General features: G+C 65.4%; 12 protein-coding genes and 1 pseudogene. 7 read left to right on the top strand and 6 right to left on the bottom strand.

Going from position 1 to position 15,230, the window contains the following annotated elements; translation table 11 throughout:
* Positions 1-56: 56 nt before the first annotated feature.
* From AVHM3334_RS07805 to AVHM3334_RS07795, 3 genes are all read right to left on the bottom strand, one after another.
* Complete coding sequence (locus AVHM3334_RS07805; protein ID WP_284411116.1) at positions 57-725, bottom strand: HAD family hydrolase; 669 nt, start codon at positions 723-725, stop codon at positions 57-59.
* A 4-nt stretch (positions 726-729) separates the two neighbouring features.
* On the bottom strand, positions 730-1,743 hold the full coding sequence (locus AVHM3334_RS07800) for an RluA family pseudouridine synthase (protein ID WP_284411114.1): 1,014 nt from the start codon (positions 1,741-1,743) through the stop codon (positions 730-732).
* A 407-nt stretch (positions 1,744-2,150) separates the two neighbouring features.
* Positions 2,151-2,339 (bottom strand): hypothetical protein, encoded by a 189-nt coding sequence (locus AVHM3334_RS07795; RefSeq protein WP_284411112.1) that lies wholly within the window; start codon positions 2,337-2,339, stop codon positions 2,151-2,153.
* On the opposite strand from AVHM3334_RS07795, the gene AVHM3334_RS07790 reads away from it, so the two are divergent.
* The 4 genes from AVHM3334_RS07790 to queF all read left to right on the top strand — a co-directional run bounded on the left by AVHM3334_RS07790 (position 2,323) and on the right by queF (position 8,367).
* Positions 2,323-5,562, top strand: a complete 3,240-nt coding sequence (locus AVHM3334_RS07790; protein WP_284411110.1) for an Rne/Rng family ribonuclease — start codon at positions 2,323-2,325, stop codon at positions 5,560-5,562. The genes AVHM3334_RS07795 and AVHM3334_RS07790 overlap by 17 nt on opposite strands.
* Before the next feature lie 112 nt (positions 5,563-5,674).
* Positions 5,675-6,451, top strand: coding sequence for a peroxide stress protein YaaA (gene yaaA / locus AVHM3334_RS07785; protein ID WP_284411108.1), 777 nt, complete (start codon positions 5,675-5,677; stop codon positions 6,449-6,451).
* A 100-nt stretch (positions 6,452-6,551) separates the two neighbouring features.
* Positions 6,552-7,442: a 2OG-Fe(II) oxygenase gene (locus AVHM3334_RS07780; RefSeq protein ID WP_284411106.1), complete on the top strand. Its 891-nt coding sequence runs from the start codon at positions 6,552-6,554 to the stop codon at positions 7,440-7,442.
* A 79-nt stretch (positions 7,443-7,521) separates the two neighbouring features.
* Complete coding sequence (queF, locus tag AVHM3334_RS07775) at positions 7,522-8,367, top strand: NADPH-dependent 7-cyano-7-deazaguanine reductase QueF (RefSeq protein WP_284411104.1); 846 nt, start codon at positions 7,522-7,524, stop codon at positions 8,365-8,367.
* Positions 8,368-8,406: 39 nt separating this feature from the next.
* Here queF and AVHM3334_RS07770 read toward each other — a convergent pair whose 3' ends face one another.
* Both AVHM3334_RS07770 and murJ read right to left on the bottom strand, forming a co-directional pair.
* On the bottom strand, positions 8,407-9,258 hold the full coding sequence (locus tag AVHM3334_RS07770) for a SirB1 family protein (RefSeq protein WP_284411103.1): 852 nt from the start codon (positions 9,256-9,258) through the stop codon (positions 8,407-8,409).
* A gap of 71 nt (positions 9,259-9,329) precedes the next feature.
* Entirely contained in the window at positions 9,330-10,895 is a 1,566-nt protein-coding gene (gene murJ / locus AVHM3334_RS07765; protein WP_284411101.1) for a murein biosynthesis integral membrane protein MurJ, read from the bottom strand.
* 178 nt (positions 10,896-11,073) lie between these two features.
* Between murJ and rpsT the strand changes: the two genes are divergently transcribed.
* Both rpsT and AVHM3334_RS07755 read left to right on the top strand, forming a co-directional pair.
* Positions 11,074-11,373: a 30S ribosomal protein S20 gene (gene rpsT, locus AVHM3334_RS07760; RefSeq protein WP_092744134.1), complete on the top strand. Its 300-nt coding sequence runs from the start codon at positions 11,074-11,076 to the stop codon at positions 11,371-11,373.
* Between the two features lie 344 nt (positions 11,374-11,717).
* A pseudogene (locus AVHM3334_RS07755) lies at positions 11,718-13,284 on the top strand (malate:quinone oxidoreductase).
* Positions 13,285-13,447: 163 nt separating this feature from the next.
* On the opposite strand, the gene AVHM3334_RS07750 reads toward AVHM3334_RS07755, so the two are convergent.
* A complete protein-coding gene (locus tag AVHM3334_RS07750) occupies positions 13,448-13,780 on the bottom strand; it encodes a DUF3579 domain-containing protein (protein ID WP_284411098.1) in 333 nt (110 codons plus the stop codon).
* A gap of 250 nt (positions 13,781-14,030) precedes the next feature.
* On the opposite strand from AVHM3334_RS07750, the gene AVHM3334_RS07745 reads away from it, so the two are divergent.
* Positions 14,031-15,227 (top strand): aspartate aminotransferase family protein, encoded by a 1,197-nt coding sequence (locus AVHM3334_RS07745; protein ID WP_284411096.1) that lies wholly within the window; start codon positions 14,031-14,033, stop codon positions 15,225-15,227.
* Positions 15,228-15,230 lie beyond the last annotated feature (3 nt).

The following is a 15,230-nucleotide window of genomic DNA, read 5'->3' as shown; positions in this document are numbered from 1 at the left end:
GGGAAGCTTTAGCGACCAGCGAAGCGCCGAAGAAGCACCGGCGCCCGGCCACAGGGTCAGCCGTGCTGCAAAAGCCAGTCGTGCAGTTCTTTGACCGAATGCATCACGCCAAGCGGCTTCAATGCATCGAACTCTCCTGGCTCATGGGCTCCATAGCTCACTCCAACGCTCGCACAGCCTGCCGACAAGGCCATTTGAAGATCATGGGTGGTGTCGCCGATCATCAGCAGTCGCTCGGGGGCCACGTCGAACTCGGCCATTAACTCCTGGAGCATGAGCGGGTGCGGCTTGCCGGCGGTTTCATCGGCAGTGCGCGAGCCATCGAACATGCCGCGCAGCGCGACCGTGTGCAGCACTTCATCCAGGCCCCGTCGGCTCTTGCCTGTGGCAACCGCCAGCAGATGGCCACGCGTGCGCAGGTCTTCAAGCATCGGCAGCACTCCGGCAAACAGGCTCAGATCGTCCTGGTGCTTGAGATAGTGGTAGCGGTAGCGATTGCCCAGTTCGGCATGCTTTTCCACAGGCACATCGGGCGCGGCATGCGTCAGCGCTTGCATAAGGCCCATGCCGATCACCCAGGCGGCCGCCTGATCGGTCGGTACCGTGCCGCCAACATCGCGCACGGCGTCCTGGATGCAGCGCACGATGATGGCGGTGGAGTCGTAAAGCGTGCCGTCCCAGTCGAAAGCAATGAGATCGAAGCGGCGGCGGGGGGTCGTGGGCATGGTTTCAGACAGTGGCGCCGGTGAATTCGGCCAGATCGGGCGGCAGTTCTGCGCGCAACTCAATGCGCTCGCCGGTGGAAGGGTGAACGAACTGTAACCGCCATGCGTGAAGGAACATGCGCTTGAGCCCCTGCCTTCCAAGCCGCTTGTTCAACTCGAAGTCGCCGTATTTGTCGTCGCCTGCAATGGCGTGGCCCTGGCTGGCCAAGTGAACGCGGATCTGGTGCGTACGCCCGGTTTTGATGGTGACCTCCAGCAGCGAAAGCGAGGGCAGCCCGTCAGCCGCGCGCGCTGACAGATGGCTGCGTACTTTCACCAAGGTAATGGAGCGCATGCCCTCGGGATCCTCCGGCGTGGTCACGCGGACCCGGCGCTCACCGTCGGCCTGCAGATATTTGTGCAGGGGTGTATCGATCACCTTCTTGTTGGCGGGCCAGGTACCGGGCACCAGCGCCAGATAGGTCTTGCCCGTCTCGCGCTCACGGAACTGGTCCTGCAGATGGACGAGCGCAGACCGCTTCTTTGCCACGAGGAGGATGCCCGAGGTCTCCCGGTCCAGGCGGTGGACCAGTTCCAGAAACCGGGCCTGCGGGCGGGCCTGCCGCAATTGTTCGATGACGCCGAAGCTCACCCCGCTGCCGCCATGGACGGCGACCCCCGCGGGTTTGTCGATGGCGATCAGATGCTCATCCTCCAGCAGCACTGGGAATTCGCGGGCGGGCGCGGGACGTTCGGCCTTTTCGGCCACCTTGTCCGAAATGCGCACCGGTGGCAGGCGAATCAGGTCGCCCGCCGATACCCGGGTATCGGCGCTGGCACGCCCCTTGTTGATGCGTACTTCACCGCTTCGGATGATGCGGTACACGTGCGTTTTCGGCACGCCCTTCAGTTCGCGTATCAGAAAGTTATCGAGTCTCTGCCCGGCAGACTCCTCATCGACTTCGACGATGCGGACTGCAGCGGGGGCGGGGTTTGGGGTACGGTCGGTCGCCGGTTTGCCCCCTATAATGTGTTTCACCTGCGCGATGTTCTGTAAGTGGTTGATTTGTCTGGAGTTTAGTCCACGCAACCATGCAAGCCGCGCAGGCAGGTCGATGCCAACGGGCGTCGTGTGCGCAGATTGCAGGCCAGATGCCTGTGGTGGCTCCCACGCCGTGCGGCCGGCTGACAAATTGAAACACCGAAACCGGAATCCCCAGTCCGCAGGCCGCCCAACAGGCAGGTTCTGCGGGCGGATCAAAGCGAAAACATGTGGGCATTGTTGGCATGGATTGTGACCCTTTGGCGAAGGCGCCTGCCTTCGGCATGGACTCAGCAGTCGCCCGCATTGCCCGTGCAGCCCGCGCCATCAGCCAGGTCGTTCATGGCAACGCTGCACACATTTCCCCTCGCCCCCATCCACGCGCCCCCGCCACGACTGCGAAGCTAGAGCTTTGCAGCCGCGTGGCATTGCGGCAATTCCCTTCGTTTCAACGCGTCGGCCCTGGCATCCATGGCTCCTGAAGAGCCTGTGTCATTGGTTTGAATGGTCGGGACGCGCGCCAATGCAGCTTTTTCGCTGCGCGCCGCCCGGCCGACAACGAAAAGGAATCCCATCATGAAGCGGATGCTCATTAACGCCACGCAGCCTGAAGAACGCCGTCTGGCCATCGTCGACGGCCAGAAGCTGCTGGACTACGAAATCGAAATCGAAGGGCGCGAACAGCGCAAGGGCAACATCTACAAGGCCGTCGTCACCCGCGTCGAACCCTCGCTGGAAGCGTGCTTCGTCGACTACGGCGAAGACCGCCACGGCTTCCTGCCCTTCAAGGAAATCTCCCGCCAGTATTTCGCCGAAGGCGTCTCGGTCAGCCAGGCACGCATCAACGACGTGATCCGCGAAGGCCAGGAGCTGCTGGTGCAGGTTGAAAAAGAAGAGCGCGGCAACAAGGGCGCGGCCCTGACCACCTTCGTGTCGCTGGCCGGCCGCTATGTGGTGCTGATGCCCAACAACCCCCGCGGCGGTGGCGTTTCCCGCCGCATCGAGGGCGAAGACCGGGCAGAGCTCAAAGAAGCGATGGACCAGCTCGAATACCCCAAGGGCATGAGCATCATCGCGCGCACGGCCGGTATCGGCCGCATGGCGCCCGAACTGCAGTGGGACCTGAACTACCTGCTCAAACTCTGGACCGCGATCGACGGCGCAGCCAAGGGCGGCAAGGGCGCCTTCCTGATCTACCAGGAATCGAGCCTGGTCATCCGTGCCATCCGCGACTATTTCAATAGCGACATCGGCGACATCCTCATCGATACCGACGACATCTACGAGCAGGCGCACCAGTTCATGGCGCACGTGATGCCTGAACATGCCGGCAAGGTGAAGCGCTACCGCGACGACGCGGCGCTGTTCAGCCGCTTCCAGATCGAGCACCAGATCGAGTCGGCCTACGCCCGCACCGTGACGCTGCCTTCTGGCGGGGCCATCGTGATCGACCACACCGAAGCGCTGGTGAGCGTGGACGTGAACTCCGCCCGCGCCATCAAGGGCGGCGACATCGAAGAAACCGCCACCCGCACCAACCTGGAAGCCGCCGACGAAGTGGCCCGCCAGATGCGACTGCGCGATCTGGGCGGCCTGATCGTCATCGACTTCATCGACATGGAAGAGTCGAAGAACCGCCGCGAAGTCGAAAACCGCCTGCGCGACGCGCTGCGCCAGGACCGCGCCCGCGTGCAGTTCGGCACGATCAGCAAGTTCGGCCTCATGGAAATGAGCCGCCAGCGCCTGAAGCCCGCGTTGAGCGAAGGCTCTTCCATCCCCTGCCCCCGCTGCGGCGGCTCGGGCCACATCCGCGACACCGAATCGTCGGCGCTGCAGATCCTGCGGATCATTCAGGAAGAGTCCATGAAGGACAACACGGCCGCCGTGCACTGCCAGGTGCCGGTGGAAGTGGCTTCGTTCCTGCTGAACGAAAAGCGCCCCGAGATCGCCAAGATCGAACTCAAGCAGCGCGTGACCGTGCTGATGGTGCCCAACAAGACCCTGGAGACGCCGAACTACAAGCTCGAGCGCCTCAAGCACGACGACCCGCGCCTGGACCACATCGACGCCAGCTACAAGCTCGTCGAAGAAGTGGAAGACCCCACCGCCGTCACCCGCCGTTCGCAAGAGCCCACCAACAAGCAGACCCCGGTGATCAAGGGTGTGCTGCCTGACGCGCCTGCGCCGATCGCCGAACCCCGCCCGGAAGGCGCTACGCGCAGTGCATCGCACAGCCGGCCTGCCGCTGCTGCAGCTGCCGCGGCCGCCGCAGCGACCCCGGCGCCAGCACCCGCCCCTGCTGCGGCTCCCGCGCCGCAAGAGCAGGGATTCTTCGCGTGGCTCAAGAGCCTGTTTGGCTTTGGCGAGCCGCCACGCGCACCTGCGCCGATCGTCACACCCGCCCCAGCCCCCGTCTCCGAGCCGAGCCGCGAAGGCCGGCGTGAAGGCCGTGGCGGCGACCGGGGTCGCCGCGGCGACCGCAACGGCGACCGCAACGGCGACCGCAATGGTCCGCGCGACGGACAGCGCGAAGGCAACGGCGAAGGCCGGGGCCGCCGCGACGGCCGCGCAGAGCGCCCGGAAGGCGAAGCCCCGCGCAATGGCCGCGGACCGCGTGATGGCGAAGCCCGTGGTGGCCGCGATGGCGAGCGCCGTGAAGGCCGCGAAAGCCTCCCAGAAGGCGAAGCCCGCAATGGAGGACGCGAGCCCCGTGAGGGACGCGAACCCCGCGAAGGCCGTGGCCGTGAACGCCGCGATGGCGAAGTCCGCCAGGCTCCACTGAATGCGGAACAAGGCGCTGCCCTGCCCTCTACCGCTTCGGTGACGCTGGATGGTGCTGGCGACCCAGTGGAAGCACGCGCCGAACGCGGCCCCCGCCGTGAACGCGGTGAACGGGGTGGTGAGCGCGGAGGCCGTGGCGAACGCGGCGGCCGTGAGCGTGGTCCCCGTGCGGATGAGACCGCCGGCATCGGACAAGGCCCGGTGGCTGACTTCGTGGACACCTCGCCCATGGCATCTCTGCCCGACCTCGACCTGACCGGCAACGACGCCGCACCGGCAGCGCCTGCAGCCGGTGGCGAAGAACGCCGTGAACGCCGGTCGCGCGACCGCTATGGCCGCGATCGCCGCGAGCGTGCACCGCGTGAAAACGGTGCCGAGCAAGAGCAGCCGTCGGCGAACTTGATGGACTTCGATGCGAGCACGACGGCTTCGGCGGAAAACGCACCGGCAGAAGGTTCGCAGGAACCCGCCCGCCGCAGCTACTTCAACGCGTCCGCAGCGCCTGTGGCTCAGTCGCAGGAGCCAACGGCCTCGGTGATGCCAGTGGCTTCTTCGGCGCCGGTGGCAGAGCCCTTTGCCCCTGCACCGGTCGCACCCCGTCCAGCGCCCGCGCCAGTACCGGCTCCTGCGCCAGTTGCCGCACCGATGGCGCCAGCGGCAGTGGTGGCAGCACCCGTCGCCCCGCTGCCAGTGCCAGTACAGGCGCCTGTGCCCGCCGCACCGCCTGTAGCCGCCGCTCCGGTGCCTGCAGTGCCGGCTTCGGCCAATGGGAACATGCCGCGGGTGCAGGCGTTCACGCTGCCGGTGGACGAGTTGAGCCAGATCGCTCAGACCTCGGGCCTGCAGTGGGTGAACTCCGACGCGGAAAAGATCGCTGCGGCACAAGCCGCCATCGCCGCTGAGCCGCACCCGATCCACGTGCCGCGCGAGCGCCCTCCTGCCGTGGCGGTCGATGATGGTCCGCTGGTGCTGGTGGAAACACGCCGCGACCTGCGCGATCTGACGCTGCCGTTCGAGCAGCCTCCCGCTGCCTGATGCGGCCCGCCGGCCCGCGGTGCAATGCCCCGGGCCGGTCATTGTCTTGACCGGAAAGCCCCTGCGCGGGCTTTCCGCTTTTCTCAGAGATCACCGGACCATCGCGACCTCCATGCTGTTCCTGCTGTCTCCCGCCAAATCCCTGGACTACGACACGCCGCTGCCGGACGGACTCCCGCACACGCTGCCGCAGTTCGTTCCCCAGTCGAGCGCGCTCATCGAAGTGCTGCGAAAGAAATCCCCCCAAGAGATTGCCGCCCTGATGGGCATCAGCGATCCGCTGGCGGCACTGAATGTGGCACGGTATGCCACCTGGCGTCCGAAGTTCACCGCCGCCAATGCACGCCAGGCCGTCATGGCCTTCAATGGCGACGTGTACGAAGGCCTGCAGGCGCGCTCGCTCACGCCGGCCGAGCTGGACTGGGCACAGGGCCACGTCGCGATCCTGAGCGGCCTGTACGGCGTGTTGCGCCCGCTGGATCGCATGCAGCCTTACCGACTGGAAATGGGCACCCGCCTGGCCACCGACGCAGGGACCAACCTGTACCAGTTCTGGGGAGCCACCATCGCGGACTCGCTCAACCGCCAAATGGCCGCCGATGCTACGCCCGTGGTCGTCAATCTGGCGTCGCAGGAATACTTCAAGTCGGTGAACCGCAAGGTACTGAAAGCCCGCGTCATCGAATGCGTGTTCGAGGACTGGAAAGGCGGGGTCTACAAGATCATCAGCTTCCACGCCAAGCGGGCCCGCGGGCTCATGGCGCGCTATGCCATCCAGCACAAAGTGGTCACACCGCGCCGGCTCGAAGGTTTCGATCTGGAAGGCTATGCTTTTGCACCGGCAGCCTCCACGCCGGAGCGACTCGTCTTTCGCCGCAAGACGGCCTGAAGGGCATCGTCCCGACACCGCCACGCCGCAACGGTTGAAGGCGCTCCGCTGCTGCCCGCAGTCCGTTTTTACGTTTCATGCCATCGACGCCACCGAAGCCATGCCTATCACCTCCCGCCAGACCGCCGCATCGACCGACGCCCTTTCCCAGCCCGTGACACCCGAGTTGCGGGAATGGATCATCGCCCAGGCGAAGGCGGGTTTCGAGGCCCCGGTGGTGCTGCAGTCCATGCTGGACGCAGGTTGGAAGGAAGACGTCGCCACGCACGCCATGGAGCACGTGCTGCGCGACCATCTGGAGACGCTGGCCCAGGCGCAGGGACAACCGCCTGCTACGCGCGTGCCCGAGCCGGACATGGGCGAATCGCCACAGTTCATCGACGTCGGCGATCGCCATGTCGAGGTGCTGATGGCCATGGCCCAGCCCCGAGTGGTGCTGTTCGGCAATCTGCTGTCGCCCGAAGAGTGCGAGGCGCTGATCGCCGAGGCCGAGCCACGCATGGCACGCTCGCTCACCGTGGCCACGCGCACGGGCGGCGAAGAGGTGAACGATGACCGCACCAGCGATGGCATGTTCTTCCAGCGCGGCGAAAACCCGGTAGTCCGCATGCTGGAGGCGCGCATCGCCCGGCTGGTGAACTGGCCGCTGGAGAATGGCGAAGGCCTGCAGATCCTGCACTACCGCCCGGGCGCCGAGTACAAGCCGCACTACGACTATTTCGACCCTGCCGAGCCCGGCACGCCCACCATCCTGCGCCGCGGTGGCCAGCGGGTCGCAACGCTGGTGATCTACCTGAACAACCCGGAAAAGGGCGGCGGCACCACCTTTCCCGACGTGCACCTGGAAGTGGCGCCGCGCCAGGGGAACGCGGTGTTCTTCAGCTACGAACGCCCGCACCCGTCCACGCGCACGCTGCACGGCGGCGCGCCGGTGATCGCGGGCGAGAAGTGGATCGCCACCAAATGGCTGCGCGAACGCCAATTCGAATGATTTGAATCAAATCGGCCTCATGCAGCCGTATTCATTGCGGTGGCAGCTATTGATTTAATAGCAAAATCTGGAAAAGTCCATGAACACGCCTGAACAATCGCAGCTGGGCCGCACTTCGGCCTACGCGGACCAATACGACGCATCACTGCTCTTTCCGATTCCGCGCGCGGGCAAACGCGCAGAAATCGGCATTGCCGACACGGCGCCCTTTTTCGGCGCCGACCTGTGGACGGCATTCGAGCTGTCCTGGCTCAACCTGCGCGGCAAGCCACAGGTGGCCATCGCGCACGTGACTGTGCCGTGCGAAACGCTGAACATCGTCGAAAGCAAGTCGTTCAAGCTCTACCTGAACAGCTTCAACAACAGCCGCTTCACCGACGCCGCCGAAGTGCAGGCACGCATCCGGGCCGACGTGAGCGAGGCCGTCTGGCGCGGCGGCCAGCAGTCAGGCACGGTGGGCGTGAAGTTGCTGCTGCCGGAGCTTTTCGAACGCGAGCCTGTGCATGAACTCGACGGCCTGCTGCTCGACCGACTGGACGTGGAGTGCACGCAGTACACGCCGGCGCCCGAACTGCTGTCGGCCAACCATGCGGAGACGCCGGTGACCGAAGCGCTCACGAGCCACCTGCTCAAGAGCAACTGCCTGGTGACCGGGCAGCCGGATTGGGGCAGCGTGCGCATCCACTACAGCGGCCCGCAGATCGACCAGGCCGGGCTGCTGCAGTACCTGGTGAGCTTTCGCAACCACAACGAATTCCACGAGCAGTGCGTGGAGCGCATCTTCATGGACGTGTGGATACGCTGCAAGCCGATCAAGCTGTCGGTGTACGCGCGCTACACGCGCCGTGGTGGCCTCGATATCAACCCCTTTCGCACCAGCCATCCGCAGGCCCTGCCGGCCAACGTGCGCACCGCGCGGCAGTAACGCGGGGCGCCGCAAACCTGCCCGCCCTGGGGTCGCCCGTCAACTGAGGGTGCGACGCAGCAGGCTCACGCGCTCGGCGATGGCATCGATGTCGAGCCCCTCTTCCACGCGCTCCAGGTACACCTCCAGATCGGCCACCGCCAGTGCGGTTTCGCCGCGCTCTGCATGGGCCAGGCCCCGGTCGCGCCACTCGCCCCAGGCTTCGGGCAGGAGCACCACGAGCCGGTCCTGCACCGCCAGGAGCCGCCCCCAGTCCTTTTGCGAACGGTGGATTTCCTTGAGGTTGCGCAGCATGCGCGCGATCACGTCGCGCGGTGGGGCGGCCTGCAGATACAGGCCCAGCGGAATGTCGTAGTCGTCCACCAGGCCACTGCGCCGCTTATAGGGTTCGAGCCGTTCCGACAGCTCTTCGCGCGACAGCGACTGGCCGGTGGTCGGGTCCATCACCACCTGGCCCTTGGGCAACAGCACCTTGACCATGAAGTGCCCGGGAAACGAGACGCCGCGCGCATGCAGGTCGAGCCCCTGCGCCAGTTCCATCCACACCAGGGCCAGCGAAATCGGAATGCCCCGGCGCGTGCGCAGCACGGCGTTGAGGTAGCTGTTTTCGGGGTCGTAGTAGTCGTTGACGTTGCCGGCAAAACCCAGGTCCCCGAAGAAGAACTGGTTGAGCGAGCGCAAGCGCTGCAATGAAGAGGCATCGGTTGGCAAACGCCTGCGCAGCCGGGCCAGCAACTGGTCCACATCGCCCAGCAGTTGCTGCACGTCCAGTTCGGGATACTCGTCCTGAGCGATGGAGGCGGCAGCCTCCAGCAGCGGGAACTGGTCGTCGCTGCGCACCAGGGTGGCGAAGTACTCCAGCGGAGTCGGAAGGGTATAGCTCAGAGCCATGCGAGGGTTGTAAGGGGCGTGCGCAGCTGCGTCAAGCCAGCCGAAAGGCCGAAAAACGGGGCAAAGCCAGGTCAGCGCCGCAGGAGATCACGCAGCTTCAAGCCGGCGGCCCACAGTGCGCCGAAGTACAGCAGCGCCGCCCCGCCCATCAGCAAGGCCAGGATCCCTGCGCGCTGTCCTTCGTGCGCGCGCAGCGCCAGCCAGTCGAAATGGCGCGAGCCCCACATCAGGAACACGGCCAGCAATGCGCTGGCCGCCACCACCTGCAAGATCAGCCGGGCCCAGCCGGGCCGCGGCGCATAGGTGCCACGGCGCAGCAAGCCGGTGAGCAGCCACAGCGCGTTGATCAATGCCCCCAGGCCGATGGACAGCGCCAGCCCGGCATGGTCGATCAACGGCACCAGCGCGGCATTCAGGATTTGCGTCACCACCAGCACCACGATGGCAATGCGCACCGGCGTGCGGATGTCCTGGCTGGCGTAATAGCCGGGCGCCAGCACCTTGATCGCCACCAGGCCGAGCAGCCCTGCGCCATACCCGGCCAGGGCGAGCGCGATCTGGCCGACATCGCTGTCCTGCAGCGCCCCGTGGTGAAACAGCGTGGCCACCAGCGGCTGGGCAAAAGTCAGCAGGCCCACGGCGCAGGGTACGGACATCACCACGACGATGCGCAGGCCCCAGTCGAGCATGGACGAGTAGCGCTCCGCGTCCCCCGCTGCCTTGGCAGCCGCCAGCTGCGGGGTGAGCACCACACCCAGCGCGACGCCGAGCAGCGAGGTCGGAAACTCCATGAGGCGGTCGGCGTAGAAAAGCCAGGTCACGCTGCCCGGCGCCAGGTAGGACGCGATCTGCGTGTTGATCATGAGCGAGATCTGCGCGACGCCCACGCCCAGCAGCGCCGGCCCCATGAGCGTGAGGATGCGGCGCACGCCCGGGTCGCGCCAGGCCTCGCGCACCGCCCCCGGCGTAAGGCCGATGCGGGGCAGCAGGCCCAGCCGGAACAGCGCGGGCAACTGCACCGCCAGCTGCGTGATGCCGCCCAGCATCACGCCGCCGGCCATCGCGTAAATGGGCTCGATGCCACGCGCGGCCAATTGCGGCGCGCCCAGCCATGCGGCAGCGATCATGCAAACGTTGAGCAGCACCGGAGTGGCCGCCGGCACGGCAAAGCGCTTCCAGGTGTTGAGCACGCCAGCGGACAGCGCCACCAGCGACATGAATCCGATGTACGGAAACATCCAGCGCGTCATGACGACGGCGGCATCGAACCCGCCAGCGCTCTGGCGCAGGCCGCTGGCCAGCAGCCACACCAGCAACGGCGCGCCCAGCACGCCCAGCGCACAGGTCAGCAGCAGCACCCAGAACAGCACGGTCGCCACGTTGGCGATCAGTTGGCGCGTGGCCTCGTCGCCTTGCTGGGCCTTGTGGGCAGCCAGCACGGGCACGAAGGCCTGGCTGAAGGCGCCTTCGGCGAACAGCCGGCGAAACAGATTGGGAATGCGGAAGGCGACGTTGAAGGCGTCCGTGAGCGCATTGGCCCCGAACATGGAGGCCATCAGCAGATCGCGCACCAGGCCCGTCACGCGGGAGGCCAGGGTCAGCAGGGAGACGGTGGAGGCGGCTTTGAACAGGGACACGGCCGCGAGTGTATGCGCTGCGCCTGAACGGCCGGCTGGCACGGCGGCGCCGTGCCGTGAACGCGCGCCGAGGCGCGATGTGTTCCTGCCCCTACAGGGGCCCTTGGTCACGCCCTTGGCACTGGGCTATAATCGCGGGCTTTGCTGACATCATCCTCAGACACCTAAGGAACTCATCATGGCATCTGCCAAGCCCAAGAAAAAGAACCCCCGCCTGGCCTCCGGTCGCAAACGCGCCCGCCAGGACGTCAAGCTGAACGCTGCGAACACCTCGCTGCGCTCCAAATACCGTACCGCGGTCAAGAACGTCGAGAAGGCCGTCCTGGCCGGCGACAAGACCAAGGCCACCGAACTGTTTGCGAAGATGCAAGCCGTCGTCGATACCATCGCCGACAAGGGCATCTTCCACAAGAACAAGGCCGCTCGCGACAAGAGCCGCCTGTCCACCAAGGTGAAAGCCTTGGCACTGGCCGCCTGACCTTTCAGGCAAACAGCCCGGACGGCCCCGCCGTCCGCCGTTTGTAACGGGTGCGCTGTCAGCAAAACAAAACAACCGCCTTCGGGCGGTTTTTTTGTGCCGGAAAGCCTGTGAGCGCAGCATTGCGCGGGCATCCATGGCCATTCGCAGCTGCCTTGCTGGACGACGCCATCCAACATTGATTTTTGTCAGGTCTTTTACAGGATGGGACAAATCCCGATGTCAGGGAACTCAATTTTTGATAAGAGCTGAAGGCTGCCAATGAGCAGCCTCTCAGGCTCCGTCTCGCAGTCCATCCAACAAAATCTACGAAAAAGTCGATCAAGGCATTGTTCGGCGCCATCCTGGTGCTGATTCCGGCGGCCGTTCTGTCTCTTTACTGGCCGCTCTTTCCCCGTTCCGTTCCACCCGCGGAAAACGACCAACCGGTCGATGTCGTGATGGTGGGTGCCGGAGTGATGAGCGCCACGCTCGCCACGTACCTGCAAGAGTTGCAGCCGGACTGGAAGATCGAGGTGTTCGAACGCCTGGACGGCGTGGTCCTGGAAAGCTCCAATGGCTGGAACAACGCCGGCACGGGCCACTCGGGGTTTGCGGAACTCAACTACAGGCCCGAACTGCCCGACGGCACCATCGAAACCAAGGGTGCGGTCGGCATCGCCGAGCAGTTCGAGATTTCGCGCCAGTTCTGGGCGCACCAGATCAAGAACCCCCCTGTTCTACGGCATGGAGTATTCGGAAGACCAGGCGCAGATCCAGAAATGGGCGCCCCTGATGATCGAGGGCCGCGATCCCAAGCAGAAGGTGGCCGCCACCTTCATGCCTTTAGGCACTGACGTCAATTACGGCGCAGTGACCAGCCAACTGATCCAGGGCCTGCGCAAGAGCCCCAATTTCCAGCTCAACCTGCAGAACGAAGTGCGCGCGCTGCGCCAGAACGACGACAAGACCTGGAACGTGACGGTGGCGCACCTGGGCGACGGCGGCAAGGAACGCACCATCAAGGCCAAGTTCGTCTTCGTCGGTGCCGGCGGCGCCGCGCTGCAGTTGCTGCAGGCGTCCGGCATTCCCGAATCCAGGGACTACGCGGGCTTTCCGGTCGGAGGGCAGTTCCTGTCGATCGAGAACCCCGCGCTCACCGCCCGACATACCGTGAAGGCCTACGGCAAGGCCGCCACCGGTTCTCCGCCGATGTCCGTGCCCCACCTGGACGCCCGCAACATGGACGGCCAGCCGGTGGTGCTGTTCGGCCCATTCGCCTTGGCAACCACGAAGTTCCTCAAGCAAGGCTCCTGGTTCGACCTGTTCTCGTCCGTGACGCACGACAACCTCGTGGGCATGTTGCGCGTGGGCATCCACAACCTGGACCTGGTCAAGTACCTGCTGCAACAGGCCGAGTTGACCGACGAAGACCGCCAGCGCGCGCTGCAGGACTACTTTCCCAACGCCAAGCGCGATGACTGGAAACTGGTCACTGCCGGTCAGCGCGTTCAGGTCATCAAGCGCGACCCCAAGGAAGGCGCCGTGCTCCAGTTCGGCACCGAAATCGTGTCCGACAAGGACGGCACCATTGCCGCGCTGATGGGTGCTTCGCCCGGTGCTTGCACCGCTCCGCACATCATGCTGAACCTGATGGCCAAGGCCTTCCCCCAGCAGATGACGGATACCGGCTGGAAAGCCCGCCTGAAGGAGATCATTCCGTCGTATGGCCGCAAGCTGAACGAAGACCCGGCGTTCACCAACGAGATCCGCCGCATGACCAGTTCCGCCCTGCACCTGCCGTACCTGGACGTGCCTGCGGACCTGGGCAAAGCACCTGCCGATACTGCGCCTGTGCCGCTGCTGCCCACAGCGCCCAAGGCGCCCGAGACCACTGCCCCCCGGACGAACAAGGAAATGCAGGCACTCTGATCGACCGATCGACCGATCCTCCTTCGCGCCGATGACGGCTGCATCGCCCCGCCTGCGCATTCGCAAGGCGGGGGTTTTCATGGCCGTGAAAAAAGGCTTCCGAAGAAGCCTGCCATCGTCGCAATCAGTGTTTTTGCCGGAGCCCAGGCAGGCCCGGCGGAATTCAGCCCTTGGCCGGCGCTGCCGGGTGGCTGTCAGGCAGCAGGCAGGCTTCTGCCACCTGGAGCTGGTTGTCGCGCGCGAAGTTCATCACGAAGTCCCAGGCCATCGGTTCGTGCCCTTGGAGGTCACGGTTCACGATCACGCATTTGACCCCGTTGAGCGTGGTCGGCACGCACCAGGGTGAGTAGCTCAGGTGGCTGCCGGGTCGCGCGCCGCCGGGACGGAATTGGCTCATCACCCCCGCCAGGCGCTCCGCCCAGTCGCTGGGGCGAAAGGTTTTCCCGTCGAGGGTGACGCCCTGGATGAAAACTTCTTTGGAGGTGGGGGAAACCATCAGGATCGGGGGTCGTTGGGGGGAAGTCGCCGCAGGATCGCCGCATGGCGCGCCACAGGCCGGCATTCTAACTCTTATATAAGAGCTAACCGGTCCAAAGACCCCTGGCCCGGCCTTGGACGGCGCATGGCTGTGATGCGCAATCGTCAACAGCCCGGTCAAGCCCTGCCCCTAGAATCGTGCTTCGTTTTCGCTGGCACCGCGCCGGCGCAACCCAACTTTCGCATTGCACTTCTCTGGAGATTTCCGCATGACCGCATTCGCCGAGGCCGCCTCGCCCCACGTGATGAACACCTACGGGCGCCTGCCGATCGCTCTGGAACGTGGCCAGGGAGTGCGCGTGTGGGACGTGAACGGCAAGCAGTACCTGGATGCGCTCGGCGGCATCGCGGTCAACACGCTGGGCCACAACCATCCACGGCTGGTGCCTGCTCTGCAAGAGCAGATCGCCAAGCTGATCCACAGCTCCAACTACTACCACGTGCCCCTGCAGGAGCAGCTCGCCGCCCAATTGGTCGAGCGCTCGGGCATGACCAACGTCTTCTTTTGCAACTCGGGCCTCGAGGCGAACGAAGCCGCGCTGAAGCTGGCCCGCAAGTTCGGCCATGACAAGGGCATCGAAAAGCCCGTGGTGGTGGTCTATGAAAAAGCCTTCCACGGCCGTTCCATCGCCACGCTGTCGGCCACGGGCAACCCCAAGGTGCAGGCCGGCTTCGGCCCGCTGGTGGAAGGCTTCATCCGCGTGCCGATGAACGACATCGAAGCCATTCGCAAAGCCACGGAGGGCAATCCGAACGTGGTGGCCGTGTTCTTCGAAACCATCCAGGGCGAAGGCGGCGTGAACCCCATGCGCATCGACTACCTGCAGCAGCTGCGCAAGCTCTGCGACGAGCGCGACTGGCTGATGATGATCGACGAGGTGCAGTGCGGCATGGGCCGCACCGGCAAATGGTTCGCGCACCAGTGGGCCGGGATCGTGCCGGACGTGATGCCGCTGGCCAAGGGCCTGGGCTCGGGCGTGCCGATCGGCGCGGTGGTCGCCGGCCCCAAGGCCGCGAACATCTTCGCGCCCGGCAACCACGGCACCACTTTCGGCGGCAACCCGCTGGCCATGCGGGCTGGCGTGGAGACCATCCGCATCATGGAAGACGACGGCCTGCTGGAGAACGCGGCCAAGGTGGGCGCCCACCTGAAGGCGGCGCTGGAGCGCGAACTGGGCAGCCTGCCCGGCGTGAAGGAGATTCGCGGCCAGGGCCTGATGCTGGGCATCGAACTGACCAAACCCTGCGGCGCACTCATGGGCCGTGCGGTGGACGCCGGCTTGCTGCTGTCCGTGACGGCCGACACCGTGATCCGCCTGGTACCGTCGCTCATCCTCACCGAAGCGGAAGCCGACGAGATCGTGGCCCTGCTGGTCCCCCTGGTCAAGGCGCTGCTCGCCGAATGAACG

It is taken from the genome of Acidovorax sp. SUPP3334, from assembly GCF_030159055.1.
Taxonomy (GTDB): domain Bacteria; phylum Pseudomonadota; class Gammaproteobacteria; order Burkholderiales; family Burkholderiaceae_C; genus Paracidovorax.
This window is presented reverse-complemented; position numbering and strand designations above follow the sequence as displayed.